This is a genomic window from Chryseotalea sp. WA131a, assembly GCA_025370075.1.
GTDB lineage: Bacteria > Bacteroidota > Bacteroidia > Cytophagales > Cyclobacteriaceae > ELB16-189.
Map to the genome: position 1 here is coordinate 4564108 of CP073016.1, position 16459 is coordinate 4580566.

The 16459-nt window shown below is 42.0% G+C and carries 18 protein-coding genes; 14 read left to right on the forward strand and 4 right to left on the reverse strand.

Going from position 1 to position 16459, the window contains the following annotated elements:
- Positions 1-2: 2 nt before the first annotated feature.
- Complete coding sequence (locus KA713_21045) at positions 3-1631, forward strand: phosphatase PAP2 family protein (protein ID UXE66885.1); 1629 nt, start codon at positions 3-5, stop codon at positions 1629-1631.
- A gap of 87 nt (positions 1632-1718) precedes the next feature.
- Here KA713_21045 and KA713_21050 read toward each other — a convergent pair whose 3' ends face one another.
- A complete protein-coding gene (locus KA713_21050) occupies positions 1719-1997 on the reverse strand; it encodes a hypothetical protein (GenBank protein UXE66886.1) in 279 nt (92 codons plus the stop codon).
- Positions 1998-2371: 374 nt separating this feature from the next.
- On the opposite strand from KA713_21050, the gene KA713_21055 reads away from it, so the two are divergent.
- From KA713_21055 to KA713_21085, 7 genes are all read left to right on the forward strand, one after another.
- Positions 2372-3067 (forward strand): (d)CMP kinase, encoded by a 696-nt coding sequence (locus tag KA713_21055; protein UXE66887.1) that lies wholly within the window; start codon positions 2372-2374, stop codon positions 3065-3067.
- A 123-nt stretch (positions 3068-3190) separates the two neighbouring features.
- Positions 3191-4555 (forward strand): Na(+)-translocating NADH-quinone reductase subunit A, encoded by a 1365-nt coding sequence (locus tag KA713_21060; GenBank protein UXE66888.1) that lies wholly within the window; start codon positions 3191-3193, stop codon positions 4553-4555.
- 14 nt (positions 4556-4569) lie between these two features.
- A complete protein-coding gene (locus KA713_21065) occupies positions 4570-5772 on the forward strand; it encodes an NADH:ubiquinone reductase (Na(+)-transporting) subunit B (GenBank protein ID UXE66889.1) in 1203 nt (400 codons plus the stop codon).
- Positions 5759-6484 carry an NADH:ubiquinone reductase (Na(+)-transporting) subunit C gene (gene nqrC, locus KA713_21070; GenBank protein ID UXE66890.1) on the forward strand — a complete coding sequence of 242 codons (726 nt, stop codon included), beginning with the start codon at positions 5759-5761 and terminating at the stop codon, positions 6482-6484. The genes KA713_21065 and nqrC overlap by 14 nt, the downstream gene beginning before the upstream one ends.
- A gap of 6 nt (positions 6485-6490) precedes the next feature.
- Positions 6491-7159 (forward strand): NADH:ubiquinone reductase (Na(+)-transporting) subunit D, encoded by a 669-nt coding sequence (locus KA713_21075; protein ID UXE66891.1) that lies wholly within the window; start codon positions 6491-6493, stop codon positions 7157-7159.
- A gap of 9 nt (positions 7160-7168) precedes the next feature.
- Entirely contained in the window at positions 7169-7783 is a 615-nt protein-coding gene (nqrE, locus tag KA713_21080; GenBank protein ID UXE66892.1) for an NADH:ubiquinone reductase (Na(+)-transporting) subunit E, read from the forward strand.
- Between the two features lie 103 nt (positions 7784-7886).
- On the forward strand, positions 7887-8450 hold the full coding sequence (locus KA713_21085) for a DUF502 domain-containing protein (GenBank protein ID UXE66893.1): 564 nt from the start codon (positions 7887-7889) through the stop codon (positions 8448-8450).
- A 142-nt stretch (positions 8451-8592) separates the two neighbouring features.
- Here the strand turns inward: KA713_21085 and KA713_21090 are convergent, their stop codons facing one another.
- A complete protein-coding gene (locus KA713_21090) occupies positions 8593-8745 on the reverse strand; it encodes a hypothetical protein (GenBank protein UXE66894.1) in 153 nt (50 codons plus the stop codon).
- 192 nt (positions 8746-8937) lie between these two features.
- On the opposite strand from KA713_21090, the gene KA713_21095 reads away from it, so the two are divergent.
- Entirely contained in the window at positions 8938-9603 is a 666-nt protein-coding gene (locus KA713_21095; protein ID UXE66895.1) for a hypothetical protein, read from the forward strand.
- On the opposite strand, the gene mnmA is transcribed toward KA713_21095, so the two are convergent.
- Both mnmA and KA713_21105 read right to left on the reverse strand, forming a co-directional pair.
- The gene (mnmA, locus tag KA713_21100) at positions 9600-10775 is read right to left on the reverse strand and encodes a tRNA 2-thiouridine(34) synthase MnmA (protein UXE66896.1); all 1176 of its coding nucleotides are present in this window, start codon (positions 10773-10775) and stop codon (positions 9600-9602) included. The genes KA713_21095 and mnmA overlap by 4 nt on opposite strands.
- 50 nt (positions 10776-10825) lie before the next feature.
- Positions 10826-12040 (reverse strand): TlpA family protein disulfide reductase, encoded by a 1215-nt coding sequence (locus tag KA713_21105; GenBank protein ID UXE66897.1) that lies wholly within the window; start codon positions 12038-12040, stop codon positions 10826-10828.
- Positions 12041-12087: 47 nt separating this feature from the next.
- Between KA713_21105 and KA713_21110 the strand changes: the two genes are divergently transcribed.
- The 5 genes from KA713_21110 to KA713_21130 all read left to right on the forward strand — a co-directional run bounded on the left by KA713_21110 (position 12088) and on the right by KA713_21130 (position 16448).
- Complete coding sequence (locus tag KA713_21110; protein ID UXE66898.1) at positions 12088-13260, forward strand: CoA transferase; 1173 nt, start codon at positions 12088-12090, stop codon at positions 13258-13260.
- A gap of 78 nt (positions 13261-13338) precedes the next feature.
- Positions 13339-14685, forward strand: coding sequence for a Fic family protein (locus KA713_21115; protein UXE66899.1), 1347 nt, complete (start codon positions 13339-13341; stop codon positions 14683-14685).
- Positions 14686-14869: 184 nt separating this feature from the next.
- Positions 14870-15382 carry an RNA polymerase sigma factor gene (locus tag KA713_21120; protein UXE69215.1) on the forward strand — a complete coding sequence of 171 codons (513 nt, stop codon included), beginning with the start codon at positions 14870-14872 and terminating at the stop codon, positions 15380-15382.
- The gene (locus KA713_21125) at positions 15372-15890 is read left to right on the forward strand and encodes a hypothetical protein (GenBank protein UXE66900.1); all 519 of its coding nucleotides are present in this window, start codon (positions 15372-15374) and stop codon (positions 15888-15890) included. Before KA713_21120 ends, KA713_21125 begins: the two co-directional genes overlap by 11 nt.
- 30 nt (positions 15891-15920) lie before the next feature.
- Positions 15921-16448 carry a DUF4252 domain-containing protein gene (locus KA713_21130; protein UXE66901.1) on the forward strand — a complete coding sequence of 176 codons (528 nt, stop codon included), beginning with the start codon at positions 15921-15923 and terminating at the stop codon, positions 16446-16448.
- The last annotated feature ends 11 nt before the right edge of the window (positions 16449-16459 follow it).

The window sequence follows — 16459 nt, forward strand, 5'->3', positions numbered from 1 at the left end:
AGATGAAACTGAAATATACAATCGTCCTTGTTGCGTTAGTTACTTTGCCTTTTAGTTGCAAAGACATTAACTCTGGCGAAAAATTAAATCCACTTCAACCGGCCAATCAAGATGAGACTGCTGGAGGTTGGAAACCCATTATTCTTACCAACTATGCTACCCAATTGCCTCTGCCGGCACCAGCCGCCACCAATAGTGCGAGTTACGTTGCTGAGATGGATGTAATCAAAAAAGCGCAAAGCAAATTAACAGACGCACAAAGAAATACAATCAACTATTGGAGCGTGGGCGGTGTTCTTCGGTGGAACCAAGTCGTAAGAAAGTTAGTAGCCCAATATAACTTACCGCCAGCACCACGTGGCGATGGTAGTTATATTTTTCCAGATGCTGAAAATCCATTTGCCGATCCGCAGTTTCCATTTGCCAATCCACCTTATGCAGCCCGTGCCTACAGCTATGTTTCGGTGGCGCAATACGATGCGTTGAAGGCAGCGTGGTATTACAAGTATCTATACAATCGCCCCGCTCCTTATACTGTTGACAGCGGTGTAAAGGCACTCGGGCCAACGTCTGATTTACCCGCTTACCCATCAGAGGATGCCGTACTTTCAGGTGTAACTGCTGAAATGTTAAAGGTTTTGTTTCCCACGGCAGTGGAAGAAATTACGTTGCTAGCAGCCGACCAACGTAATGCTGCACTTTGGTCGGGCAAGGCAACAGATAGTGATATTTCTGCAGGGCTTGCGTTGGGCAAGGCAGTGGCAACAATTTTCACAGCCAACAGCACTGGCGTATTCACCATTCCTGGGGCATCAGGTGCATCCACCACTACCTTGTCAGTTAACATTGCTACAAGGGGCAGATTTAGAACGGATGGAATTGGAGCGGCCATCGGTAATGCAACGCAATGGCAAGCGTTGGCGGATGGGGCAGTGGCCAAAGGAGAGATACCTTGGATAAGCCAGGATTTGCCCGTGCGCCCTCCGATGTTGCCAAATTTTGGTAAAGTAGTAGCGTGGAATATGTCGGCTGGGCAAATCGTGAGTGAGCGACCAGGACCACCGCCCTCTACTTCATCCGAAGAAATGAAAACACAACTTCAAGAAGTGAAAAAGTATTCAGAAAATGCTACGCGAGAAGAGTTGGCGATTGTTTACAAATGGGCAGACGGGGCCGGAACGTATGCACCGCCCGGGCATTGGAATGATATTGCAGCAGAATACATTTCAAATGCACGATGGAGTGAGGTACGCATGGCACGCGCATTTGCCTTACTAAACATGGCCTTGCACGATGCAGCCGTTGGATGTTGGGAAACAAAGTATTTTTATTTCAACCCGCGGCCGTCACAATTGGACCCAAGCATAAAAGTAAAAACCGGGTTGCCTAATTTTCCAGCTTACACATCAGGGCATTCCACTTTCTCGGCTTCAGCTGCCGCAGTGCTTTCGTATTTGTTTCCTAACGATGCCCAATTTTTTAATGACCAAGCAAAGGAGGCTTCCCTTTCGAGGTTGTATGGTGCCATTCATTACCGTGCCGATATTGAAGTCGGTCTCGCCCATGGTAGTCGAATCGGTAGCTATACAGTGAACTTTGCAAAAGACCCTCAAAAAGACGGAGGGGATTAAGTTTTTACAATTTTAGTTTAAGGGTGATAATGCGCCTGTCCGACTGGTCCTCGGCAGGCGCTTATCTTTTTTCTAAGCTTCTATTGATTACGATTTGCTCTTTGAAAAAACTGCCTTGACAGCTTTATTCAATTCTTCACCAGCCTTTTTTAGGCTTTCTTCCACTTCTTTCCACCGCTCTTTGTTTTCGGCTTCTGATTTCAATTTTTCACCGGCCACTTTTAGCTCATCAAATTTCTGTTTGAGGTCGGTCTCCACACGTGTGCCCGCTTCTTTGGCTTCTACCAAAAATTGATCTAGCTTTTTGCCAAAATCCTTGAAGAATTTTTCGGCATTCCCTTCTTGATTCTCAGTATTTGTTTCCATGTTTTTTTATTCAATTGTCTAAGCTAAACAATCTATCAGGAATCACCAAGTTTGAATCTAAATTGAAACTATAGAAAGATTGTTATTTAATAGGTTTCAGAGTAATTTTGATGAGCATCAATTGCGAGTAGACTTACCTTATGAAAACTATTTCACAATCGATTGGTGCAGAAACCATTGAAGGAAAAAAGAAGAATTACTTTAAATTTACATCCTGATGACTCTCCGAAGATTACGCGCTCTTTCAATTTTTGCTTTTTCATTGTTCATTTTATTTTCATGTTCCTCTTCTCGAAACAGTTCGTACCAGCCCAAATACAAAAAACCGAACCCCAACAAACCCTTGCCCTGCCCGCAAAAAGATTGTTAACGGTATGAAAAAAATAATAATCGCCATTGATGGGTATTCTGCTTGCGGTAAAAGCACCACTGCCAAAGAGGTAGCGAAAGAGTTAGGGTATCGCTACATCGACTCCGGTGCCATGTACCGCGCGGTTACTCTTTATTTTTTAGACCATTTGGTTACGCCCACCAATCCACGTGAAGTGAGCAAAGCATTGTTCGATATTCATTTGGCATTTCAGGTCAATGCAAAAGGTATTTCAGAACTTTTTATGAATGGGGTGAATGTTGAGAAAGCGATTCGCAAAATGCGTGTCTCTGAAAATGTGAGCCAAGTTAGTGTTGTCAAAGAAGTTCGAGATGCGATGGTGGCCATTCAACGCAAGTTGGGTAAAGACAAAGGTATTGTAATGGATGGGCGCGATATTGGCTCGGTTGTTTTTCCGGATGCTGAACTGAAACTTTTTTTAACTGCTGATATTCAAGTGCGGGCCTATCGAAGACAGCGTGAATTGTTAGAAAAAGACGAATTGGTAGAGATTGATGCCATCATCGAGAACTTGAAAAAGAGAGATTTGATCGATAGCACCCGGAAAGAGAGTCCACTGGTAAAGGCTGCCGATGCCTACGTCATTGATACCACCCATATCACGATTGAGGAGCAGGTAGACGAAGTGATTAGATTTACTTTGTCAAAGATAGCAAAAGCCCTTAAAACGAAGAGTTAAACAATCGCTTTTATACCGTTTGCACTTTGCCCATCTCCACTCAAATTCTTTGTTTTGTTCCCGCTTTGTCCGTTGGTTTTTATTGCTAATTTTGCCCATTCTAAAATTTATCTCTAGCCGCTCATGGGCAAATTCATCCGTCTTAAAAAAGGTTTTTCCATCAATTTGGTTGGCAAGGCATCAACCAAGGTGGTTGACATAGACCAATCCGAAACCGTTGTTATTAAACCCACCGACTTTTATGGCATTTACATGCCTAAAGTAATGGTCAATGTGGGCGATTCCGTGAAAGCAGGTACACCACTTTTTCACGATAAGCGTCACGAGCAAATCGTGTTTACTGCCCCCGTGAGTGGTGAAATTGTGGAAGTGAAGCGCGGTGAGAAACGCAAACTATTGGAAATTAAAATTTTGGCTGATAAAAAGGTAGAGTTTGAGAGCTTTAAAAAGTATTCGGTATCTGATATCAACAATGCTTCGGCCAGTGAATTGAAAGCACAATTGATGGCATCAGGCGTGTGGACGAATTTGGTTCAGCGCCCTTTTGGCGTGGTAGCAGATCCGAACGCAGCCCCGAAAGCCATACATATCTCCGCTTTTGACACGCACCCGCTCGCACCTGATTACAGCATTTTGTTTAATGGTCAAGACCAATTTTTTCAAGTAGGTATTGATGTATTAAAAAAATTAACTTCGGGGGCAGTACATGTAAACACACATGCGACTAGCGAGATTGCCACCGTTTTTTCACAAGTAAAAGGTGCGGAAGTAAATAAATTTTCGGGGCCACACCCTGCTGGTTGCGTAGGTGTTCAAATTCACCATCTCGACCCCATCAACAAAGGTGATGTTGTGTGGACCATTAGCCCTGCGGGGGTCATTCAAATCGGAAAATTGTTTTTGCAAGGAATTTATGATGCTTCAAAGCTGGTGGCTTTAACAGGGTCTGAGGTAAAGAATCCGCAATATTACAAAACCTATACGGGTGCTTCCGTTAAGCGATTCATTGACGGAAATTTAACAAACGACCATGTCCGTGTGATTTCAGGCAATGCACTGACAGGAACAGCCATTGGCAAAGATGGCCACCTCGGATTTTTCGATCAACAAATTACCGTACTTCCAGAAGGTGACTATGCGGAATTTGTTGGGTGGATTACACCCGGAAAAAGAAAACTTAGCTTCCACCGCTCTATCGGGTTGTTTTCGTTCCTATCACCATCAAAGGAACGGGTGGTAGACACCAATACACATGGTGAACCGCGTGCATTTGTTCAATCAGGTATTTTTGAGCAAGTTACGCCTATGGATGTTTTGCCAACTCATTTGTTGAAAAGCATTTTGGCGCAAGATATTGATGAGATGGAAGCCTTGGGTATTTATGAAGTGGTAGAAGAAGATTTGGCATTATGCGAATTTGTAGATGTGTCCAAGCACAATGTGCAGGAGATTATTCGCGAGGGAATAGAATTAGTTCAAAATAGTTAATCAGGTTAAGTTCCATGAAGTTTTTAGAACATCAGATTGAAAAAATCAAGCCTCACTTTATGAAGGGAGGCAAGTGGGAGAAGCATTATTATTCTTTCGAAGCATTGGAAACATTTTTGTTTGCCCCGGCTACCACCAACGGAGCAAAGGGTGCACAAATTCGCGATGCCATCGATTTGAAGCGATTGATGATGACCGTTATCATCTCCATGGTGCCATGCTTGCTTTTTGGTATTTGGAATGTTGGCCACCAACACTTTTTGGCTATCGGCCAGGCGGGCGCATCGTTGGGCGATAAAATTATGGTGGGTGCCATTCAAGTTTTGCCGATTGTGGTGGTATCCTATGGGGTTGGTCTTGGAATTGAGTTTGTTTTTGCAACCATTCGTAGACATCCGGTAAACGAAGGATTTCTGGTAACGGGTATGTTGATACCGTTGGTGATGCCCCCCGACATTCCACTTTGGCAAGTAGCTCTTGCTACTGCTTTTGCGGTAATCATCGGCAAAGAAGCATTTGGCGGAACGGGCATGAACGTGATGAACGTGGCGTTAACGGCTCGCGCTTTTCTATACTTTGCGTACCCAACCGATATTTCAGGTAGCGTGTGGACCTATTTGGGCGATGCCAAGGCGGTGGCCGGATATTCAGGGGCAACTCCGTTATCAATCGCGGCTGATGCAGCGACCACTGGCACCAATGTAGTTTCACAACTCAATTCATTTGGGTCAGGTTGGAACGAAGGCGTATTCTCGTTCACCAATATGTTTATGGGCATCATGCCCGGTTGCATTGGAGAGACGTCTACTTTAATGTGCTTGATTGGTGCTTTTATCTTAATCGCTACGGGAGCAGGAAGCTGGAAAGTAATTGTAAGCGTGTTTGGTGGTGCTTATGCAATGGGCTTGTTCTTGAATATTTTAGGAGGCAATGCCTTTATGGAAATGCCCGCTCATTATCACTTGGTGATTGGCGGGTTGGCATTCGGTGCTGTCTTCATGGCAACAGATCCGGTAACGGCTTCACAAACAGAAACAGGGAAGTGGATTTATGGTGCTTTAATTGGTATGTTTACAGTAATGATTCGTGTATTTAACCCTGCTTACCCGGAAGGTATCATGTTGGCGATTTTGTTGATGAACGTGTTCGCTCCGCTCATCGATTATTATGTAGTAAGTGCAAACAAAAACAGAAGATTAAAACGTGCGACAGTCTAATTTATACATCGTATTATATGCTGCTGCTATCACGGTAGTGTGTGGTGGCGCATTGGCCATTGCCTCGCAAAGCTTAAAACCTTTGCAAGATGCCAACATCGAGTTGGAAAGAAAGAAAAATATTCTCTCCACCGTAATGGAACTAAAAGACGGGGATGATGTGGAGAAATTATATGCTTCGCGCGTAAAGGAAAGAGTGATTGACTTTAACGGTAACGTAAAGTCTGGCATGAAAGCAAGCACGGTGGTAATAGCCGAGCAGTACAAATTGAAACCCGAAGAACGCTTGTTGCCTGTTTACGAATTTCGCAACCAAGCCGATACGTCTAAAATAGACAATGCGGTAATGCCGGTGTATGGATATGGACTATGGAACAACATTTGGGGCTTTGTGGCCTTGCAGTCTGATCTGAACACTGTGCAAGGCGTAAAGTTTGAGCACGCAGGCGAAACGCCTGGCTTGGGTGCGCGCATCACGTCCGAAGATATTCAATCGCGCTACAAAGGCAAGATGGTATTTGATGGCGAGAATGTTTTATCGGTGGTCATGCAAAAAGGTGAAGGCTTTGACTACTCCTCTGACCCGCACAAAGTAGACGGAATGTCGGGTGCTACCCTTACAGGAAAAGGAGTTAACAATATGTTGAAAGACTATTTTGCCTGCTACCAAAACTATTTGAAGAAAAATAAAAAGACCGCATCACTTAACTAACAACTTATGAGTACCGAAACCGCAGAAGTAGAAGTTGTAGAGAAAAAGTCGGAGCCACTTTTCTCCAAGAAAAACAAAAAGTTATTGACCAATCCGTTGGACATTGACAATCCTATCACCGTGCAGATTTTGGGTGTGTGTTCGGCTTTGGCGGTAACCACGCAAATGAAGCCAGCCTTTGTGATGTCACTTGGATTGATGATTGTAACCGCATCTTCCAACGTGGTTATTTCAATGATGCGCAATTCAATTCCTTCACGCATTCGTATCATCGTTCAGTTGGCGGTAGTTTCCTTATGGGTAATTTTAGTTGATCAGATTTTGAAAGCGTATGTGTATGATGTATCGAAGCAGCTTTCAGTCTTTGTAGGATTGATCATTACCAACTGTATTGTCATGGGGCGATTGGAAGCTTTCGCGATGGGCAACAAACCTTGGCCGTCATTTATAGATGGAATTGGAAATGGTTTGGGCTATGGAATTATTCTAATGATGGTAGCTTTTGTGCGTGAGTTATTTGGTGGAGGCAGTTTGTTTGGGTTTAAGGTTTGGGAAAGCATGGGCTTGCACTATACAGGCAATGGATTGTTGTTGTTGCCAGCGGGCGCGTGTATTTTGGTAGGCATTGTTATTTGGATTCAACGTACGTTAAACGGCCACAGAGAGGCTCATTAATTTTCGATTATGGAAAATTTAGTAAACATTGGTATTCGCTCGATTTTTATCGACAACATGATTTTCGCTTACTTTTTGGGAATGTGTTCTTTCTTGGCCATTTCCAAAAAAGTAAAAACGGCCGTGGGTTTAGGCGTAGCAGTCGTGTTTGTAATTGGTATAACGGTGCCGATCAATTGGATTATTCAAAATAAGGTTTTGGTTCCTGGCTCGTTGGCTTGGTTAGGTGATGATTTTAAAAATGTCGATTTAGGCTTTTTGCAGTTCATTGTTTTTATTTCAGTTATTGCAGCGATCACCCAGTTGACTGAAATGGCCGTGGAGAAATTCTCTCCCGCGCTTTATGGAACCTTAGGTATTTTCCTTCCATTGATTGCGGTAAACTGCTCGGTGTTAGGTGCTGCGTTGTTCATGGTTGGACGTCCGTATAATTTGGCAGAAGCAACCGTGTTTGGGTTGGGCTCTGGAATTGGCTGGATGCTGGCGATTGTAGCATTGGCAGGAGTGCGCGAGAAGATGAAATATTCAAATGTGCCTGCACCTTTGAGAGGCTTGGGGATTACCTTTATTTTAGTAGGCTTGATGTCGTTGGGCTTTTTAAGTTTCCTCGGCTTCTCGTTGTAATAGTTGATTTGAAGACATTCGAAAGGCTTCAAATTTTTGAAGCCTTTTTTGTTTACCAACTTTCAGAGGTCTCAAAGACCTTGGAAAGTTTAATAACCTAAATATGAAAGCTATATTCGGTAGGATCGTTCGCTACTTTTTTAATGGAACATTATTCATTGTTCCGTTGGTAGCCACTGTGTACTTTGTTTTTGTATCCTTTCAATGGTTGGATAGCCGACTGAACTTGCCCTATCCAGGGGTAGGGTTTGTCATTATCCTTTCGGTGATTACCCTGTTCGGTTATTTCACCTCTAACTTTGCTTTCAAAACGTTCTCCACTTGGTTCGACCAAGGTATGAACCGCATACCCTTGGTGAAGTTGATTTATTCTGCAGTAAAAGATTTGCTTGCCGCTTTTGTGGGTGACAAACGGAAATTTGACAAGCCTGTGCTAGTAACCATTAATAAAGAGAACAACCTTCATCGGATTGGTTTTATCACGCAAGAAGATTTATCGGAATTGGGATTGAAAGACATGGTAGTGGTTTATTTCCCCCAATCTTACGCGGTGGCAGGCGACCATTTTGTGATTCCCAGTAGCAGCGTAAAGCCCCTCAATATTTCTGGCCCGGTGGCGATGAAGTTTATTGTGAGTGGAGGAATTTCAGGGTTTAATGAAGGTTGATTTTTTGACAATCATCTTTCGGATATATGCGGATCTTTGCGCTTTCATATGCTTTTTTCATTTTATAGGAATATTCTATCCAATCAAATTCATCACCCGCTTGGTGTCATGGATTATTTGTGATAATCAATCTCTTTTGTGTTTATGGATTTCTTAAACGGGCCGAAGTTTTTTTGTTTACTTTTTCTTCCTCCCACTCCTTCAGCAGCTTTATAGTCATGGTGGCAACGCGGTAGCTGTTTGGACTCAGCGCCACAACATAAGTTGGATGGATGTAATAAGTAAAAATATACATAATGGCTTATTTGAGTGTATTTCAAAAAGGCAAGACCAATCTATCCAAAGCACCCAACTTTAACAGCTAAATTTTAAACTTTCAAAGATGAAAGTTTCTGCGATTTTGTTTTCCTTTAACCGACAACGGAAATATTGATAGTGTTTCTACCCTTGAAATGAATATTTAATGAAGCATAAACTTTTGACATGATTGAAAATTATTTATATTTTCGAAAAAGTAAATTTTATGAAGAATTGTTCAATAGTTAGTGCTCTTGTTATTATTTTAAGCTCTTGTGCATCAACTTATAAATCCTTAAGGCCATCATCTTCTTATTTTGGAAATACTGAAGATATAAATGGAATCAAGTTCTCGTATAAACACGGAGTGTTGGCAGAAACGGGAAATAAAAAGTATGCAAAGAGGGAGGTTAGTAAAGCCATAAAAGTTGTTTCTGTGAAGATTATCAACAACTCCGATAAAACTTTGGTAATTGGTCAAAACGCAAAATTTTATTCAGGAAACAGTGAATTGCGTTTAATTGAGCCAAGCACTATTCATCATCAGTTAAAGCAAGGTGTACCCATTTATTTGTTGTATTTACTGTTGACTCCAACTCAACTAACCACTGGAAGCAGTACAATCAATAGTAATGGAACAATTTCTTCTGCATCAAGACTACCAATCGGATTAATATTAGGACCGGGCATTGCCTTTGGTAACATGGCCGTAGCAGGTACTGCAAATCAGAATTTTCTGAGGGAGTTAAATGAGTATAATTTGATTAACAAAACAATTACACCAGGTCAAACAGTGTTTGGCTTAATTGGTGTAAATGATATTGGGTATAATCCTGTAAGAATTGTTGTTGATTAGGAAATCACGCCCGATCCCACCAACTCATCGCCCTTATACCAAGCCGCGAACTGCCCAGGTGTAACGCCCCGTTGCGCTTTTTCAAAAATAATGTATAACCCATTTTCTTTTTGATGAAGAGTGCAATTCTCTAAGGGTTGGCGATAGCGAATGCGAGCTACATATTTTTTACTTTCTCCAACGGCAAGTTTCAAATCCGTTCGCACCCAATGCACATCGGCTATTGGAATAAATAAACCTTTTCGATACAATCCAGGATGGTCATCTCCGCTTCCGGTATAGATTACATTCTTATTGGTATCAGTGCCGATCACAAACAACGGTTTTTCGTAACCGCCAATGTTTAAGCCCCTGCGTTGGCCAATGGTATAGAAATGCGCACCGTTGTGTTCGCCCACCACTTCGCCCATACTGGGTTGCAACGCGTACGGCTTGGTGAGATTTTCTAAATCATCATCCGCCCAGCCATTACTAAACGTTGCCCTATCAGCAGGCACTTCAATTACTTTACCTTTCTTGGGCTCCAGTCGTTGTTGCAAAAAGTCGGGCAAGTGTACTTTGCCGATAAAGCACAATCCTTGCGAATCTTTTTTCTCGGCTGTGGCCAATCCTGCTTTCTTCGCAATTTCTCGTACTTCGGGTTTTAGCAATTCACCAATGGGGAATAATGCTTTCACAAGTTGGGCTTGTGTGAGTTGACATAAAAAATAGCTTTGGTCTTTGTTGGGGTCTTTGCCTGCCAGTAGTTGAAAAATTTCTTTTCCGCCTTTTTCAAGAATCCCTTTTCGGCAGTAATGGCCAGTGGCTACAAAATCGGCACCCAGTTTTATGGCTGCTTCTAAAAATACATCAAACTTAATTTCGCGATTGCACAATACATCAGGATTGGGTGTGCGCCCCGCTTTGTATTCGGCAAACATGTAATCCACAATACGCGTTTTGTATTCGGCACTTAAGTCAATGGCCTGAAACGGAATGCCCAAATGCTGCGCCACAATCATCGCATCGTTGCTATCATCCAGCCAAGGGCATTCGTTGCTGATGGTTACAGAATCATCATGCCAGTTTTTCATGAACATGCCAATCACTTCGTAGCCTTGCTCCTTCAGTAAATAAGCTGCTACGCTTGAATCAACTCCACCGGATAGACCTACTACAACTCTTTTATTCATGCCTTTAAAAATTGACTTCAAGTTGCTGGCTGCAAGCTTTTGTTTTTAACCTAAGCAGGATTCTCCGCTAAAAGTTCATTGATAACCTGATTAAACCGCTCTTTAAACTGTTCATAATAAATTCCCGTGCCGGGGCCTTCAAACCCCGTGCGAATGTGTTTTACTTTTCCATCTTTACCAATAAAAATGGTAGTAGGGAAGGCAATCACTTTATTTAGCATGGGCAATGTTTCGGCTGCTTTTTCTTTGTCGCTTGTGCCTGCGATCACAAATTCGTAAGGCACGTTCAATTTGGCCTTCATCTTTCTTACTCGTTCACTAGCGTAATCAAAGTCGTCTTTTCGCTCGTAAGCAAGTCCCAATATTTCTACTCCACGGTCTTTGTTCTCGTTGTACCACTGCGTTAAAAATTTTGTTTCGTCCATGCAATTGGGGCACCACGTTCCGAAAATTTGAAGGATCAATACTTTGTTGGCGAATTTTTTGTCTGATGGGCTAATCATATTGTGCTCTACATCTGGAAAGCTGAAGTTGATTTTATCAAAGCCCTCTTTCAAAAAAGTAAGCGACTCTGCATTTGGCAAGGTGGCCTTTTCATTTCTTATTCCTTTGAATGTCTCGTGCGAAGCGTGACCTGAGTAGAAATCACCTTTAAGGGAATCGCCCTCTAATTTGGCGGAGAAAATAAATGCATGGTTTCCATCGAACGTACTTAACTTTAATTGGCCATCAACTACATTTCCTTCCAAGTAACGGTAGTCGCCAGTGGGCGTTAGGAATGTTCCCGTCAGGTAATTGCCTTGTTGTTTGAAAATTCCTACTGAGGGATAGGTTTCTTTTTCATCGTTGAATTCGAGTTGATACGTTCCTGAAAAATCGGGCGATTGGTTATCATTCTTTTTTGCAAAGCGAAAATCTTCTCCCCATGTTGCAGTGAAGGGCAGATTGCCAGCAGTATTGTAATTTTTTATAAAAATGCCTTTGAGTTGATCACCATCTATTTTTGCAGAAAGAGAAGCATCGAAAATATGCAGTTTCATTTTTATGGAATCGCCTTCAATGGAAATTTCATCCAGTAGCAATTGCTCAGTTGCATTGCGCAGATAGGCTTGATACTGATTTCCCTTTTTCTCAACTGAAAAGGTAAAAGGCAGATCTTGACCTTGTAGTTGGATAATGCCTCGCCAATTGCCTGTTTTTAATTCAACTGGCTTAGAGCAAGAAAACAGGAGAGAAACGATTAAAAGAGCAATTAAAAAGCGCATTTTTATAACTTGATTGATAGAACAATAATTTCCAAGCCAACACAACGATGCAAAGTAAAGAAATGTTCGCGGGACTACGAGTTTTAGAGCTAGCTTCTGTGCTGGCCGGCCCCAGTGTGGGGCAATTTTTTGCTGAGCTTGGCGCAGAGGTAATAAAAGTAGAAAATCCTCGAACTGGTGGAGACATAACCCGAAGCTGGAAAAGTGCAGGTGAAGAAACGGGCGACCGCTCGGCCTATTTCTGCTGTTGCAATTGGGGCAAGAAGTCGGTGGCATTGGATTTGGGTATTGTAAAAGATTTGGAGCTGGTGAAGAAATTAGCTAAGCAAACTGATATAGTGATTGCCAGCTATAAACCGGGTGATGCGGAGAAATTAGGTGTTAGCCATGCGCAACTAAAAATGATTAACCCGAAGCTAATTTACGGGCAAATTACTGGCTATGGAAGCGATGATAACCGAGTGGGGTATGATGCTGTGATTCAAGCAGAGTCTGGTTTTATGGATTTGAATGGAGAAAAGGAGGGTACACCCGTAAAGATGCCGGTTGCCTTGATTGATATTTTGGCAGCGCATCATTTGAAGGAAGGATTGTTGTTAGCATTATTGAAACGAGAAAAAACTGGAGAAGGAAGTTTAGTGGAGGTGTCACTGATACAAGCAGCTCTTTCTTCGTTGGCCAACCAAGCCACCAATTGGTTGATAGCAAAAAAACTGCCTACCCGTCAAGGTTCTGCGCATCCGAATATCGCACCTTATGGTGATTCCTTTTTAACGAAGGATGGCAAGCGTATTCTTTTGGCGGTGGGAAGCGATCGGCAGTTTACTGATTTAGTTAACATGTTAGGGATTGAAGATCACGTATTGGATTTAGGAAACTGGGCGTTGGAAATAAAATTTTTAACCAATCAACAACGTGTGGAGAACAGGCCAGAGCTCAATAAAATTTTAGCTAAAGCCATTGCTGGGTTGGAAGCAAAGGAGTTAATCGAGAGAATTAATCGACTAAAGATACCGGCCGGACTCATTCAAAACATGAAAGAAGCATTTTCTACCAATGCAGCAACGGAAATTTTGATTCGTTCTGGAGATTTGACTGGAGTAAAAAACTTTGTCGGTCATTTATCGAATATTGAATCGCCAAATGTTGGCTTGCTTCCGCCACCACACTTAGGAGAGCATACGGAGGAAATTGTGGGAATGGTAAATGAAACTTTATAAACCCCTTGCTAAACCACTTTTTCAAGCTTTAGAATTGGTCTTTTCTTGATTATCTTTAAAGTCAATTGAAAACAAATAATGCCAGAGTTATCATCCTTGATTCAAAAAATAGATTTTCTTAAATCGGAGTTGGATAAACTCTTGCCAATGAAGGCAGAAGACCAACAGCGATTGGATAAAAAATTTAGATTGGAATGGAATTATAACTCCAATCATATTGAAGGCAACACCCTTACTTATGGCCAGACTGAGTTGTTAATTATGTTTGGCAAGACTACCGGTGACCATGACATTCGAGAGTATCAGGAAATGAAGGCGCATGATGCTGCATTAAAATTGGTGAAAGAGTACGCCAATGATAAAACGCGTCACTTGTCTGAGGCAGATATTCGCGAGTTGAATAGAATGATTTTGGTGGAGCCCTATTATGGCGTTGCTTGGACTGAAGATGGCCAACAGACTCGTAAGCTGATTCAACCCGGAGTTTATAAAAAGGAACCGAATTCAGTTCGATTGCAGAATGGTGAGATGTTCCACTATGCGTCACCTGACGAGACACCTATCAAAATGGCAGAGTTGATGGATTGGTTTCGGAAAGTAGAGTCTGATAAAAAGCTTCATCCGGTACAGATAACAGCTCAGTTACACTATGATTTCGTTCGCATTCACCCGTTTGACGATAGCAATGGAAGAACCAGTCGATTGTTGATGAATTATGTTCTAATACGGTATGGGTTTCCACCCGTAGTTATTAAATCTTCTGACAAGAAAAATTACTTGACTGCTTTGAACAAAGCCGATGTGGGTGATTTGGATTCTTTTGTTGAATATGTAGCAATGGAATTGGTTTGGTCTTTGGGGGTTTATCTAAAAGCGGCAAAGGGAGAGAGCATAGAAGAAGGAGATGATGTTTACAAGGAAATTGACTTGCTGAAAAGAAAAGCAAAGAATGAGTTATTAGCAGTTGTTCCTAAATCAATTAATGGAATGCAACAATTGTTAGATTCGTCAGTTGGATTATTGATTGAGTTATTTATTGAGAAACAATCATTATTTAATGAATTCTTTTTAGTTAATGAGATTTGGGTTGGTTTTGATGGAAATCAACAACAAATAAACGATAGTCATTCGGCAAAATCCTTTTTTAAAACTGTATTGAAAAGTTACTCCACGATCCATGACTTTGCCAATAAAGAATCTTCATGGAGCATTTCATTCATTAGAAGGAATTTGAAAATCCCAACAACTGTTGAACTTTTTTTTAATGAATCAATCAGTATTGTATTCCGTCCATTAAAATATGATTTGATTTTGAATAATATTGTTATGGCCTCAAGGAAATATTCAGATAATTTATCCAATCTAGAGGTTGAGGAATTGGTCAGAAGCACGGCAAAAAGTGTAAAGGCAAAGTTACCTGCCTAAGGTTTGTTGTTTTTCTGGCAGCGATTGCAGCTGGAAGCTTTTTTGCTTTATAGAATGTAAGAGATTGCAGCGTAAAGCCCGCCCGTGAGCACGGAATTGTGGGTTGGCAGGGGCCGCCCAATTTCCAACAATAATTTCCTTTTCTTTGTAACATCCGTTAACCACCCCCGTCTTGCCTGTGAAAATCGATAGCGAAATGTTTGAGACCCGCGTACTCCCCACCAAAAACAAGCTTTTCCGCTTTGCCTTGGGGCTTTTGGGAAATCGCGAGGAGGCTCAAGATGTAGTGCAGGAGGTAATGGTGAAGATGTGGAACGGCCGCGAAAAAATGGACACCATCGAAAATATGGAGGCTTGGTGCATGCGCATCACCAAAAATCTATCGCTCGACAGGCTTCGCTCCAAGCAACGCAAAGTTACCGACTCGATGGAGCAAGGGTTTGAAGTGAAACAAGAAAGTTTAACACCGTATGAACGAACAGAAATTGGAGAAAGCATGAAACGGGTAAATGAATTGATGGCCGCTTTGCCCGATAAGCAACGACAGGTAATGCTGTTGCGCGACATTGAAGGTTATAGCTACAATGAGATTTGTGAGATTTTGGAACTGGACATGAGCCAGGTAAAAGTGAACTTGTTTAGGGCACGCAATTTTGTGCGTGAGCGGTTGGTAAAAATGAATGCATATGGACTCTAAAAATTGGGAAGAACTGTTGGAGAAGTATTGGAACTGCGAGACTTCGTTGGAAGAGGAACAGCAGTTGCGCGAATACTTTAAAGGTGACGTGCCAAGCTCGTTGAATGAAACCGCAGAATTTTTTCGTTACCTAGATGCACAACGAAGCCAATCGGTAGCGATAGGGTTTGATGAGCAAGTGAGGAAGAAGATCACAGACCATCGGCCAGCAGGCAAGTCGGTGAAAATGTTTTCGAACTACGCCCGTATTGCTGCAGGAATTTTGGTTGTCGTGGCAGCAGGTTACTTTGTGCGGCAAGAGGTGCGGAAAGCCTACCCGCCAGAAGCGGAAGATACCTACAGCGACCCGCGTGTAGCGCTGGAAGAAACGAAAAAAGCATTGATGATGATTTCAAATAGTTTTAACAAAGCGAAGCAAGAGGCAGGGAAAATAAAGATGTTCAACGAGGCAGAGCAGAAAATTCAGAGGAAGGAAGTGACGGCAGAAGAAGTAAAAGCTAGTATTTAAAAAAGAACTTAAAAACGTAAATTAACAAGTATGAAAAAGTTAGTGTTAGGAATGGTGATGATGGTGGCCGTAGCGGCACAAGCACAAAACGATGCAATTGCAAAATTTTTCAACAAGTATCAAAGTGATGAATCGTTTAGCCAAGTCAATGTGAGTGGTAAAATGTTTAGTATGATGGCAAATTTGGATGGAGATACACCCGAGAACAAAGCGTTGATAGCAGCCATCAGCAAAATTAAAGGACTAAAAATTTTATCGAAGAGCGAGGCGAGAAATTCTCGTGAGCTGTACAAAGAGGCAATGGCAATGGTACCGACCAGCGATTTTGAAGAGCTGATGACGATTCGCGACAAGGATAAAGACATGAAATTCTTTACCAAAGAATCGGGAGGAAGAATAAGTGAGTTGGTAATGATTATGGGTGGTAACGAAGAGTTTTTGGTGATGACCTTGTTTGGAGAAATTGATTTGAAAGAAATGTCGAAAATTGGCAAAGCTGTAAACATTGATGGGCTGAATAATTTGGAGAAGATTAAGGACAAAGGAAAAAAGAAGTGATTGATTAAGAG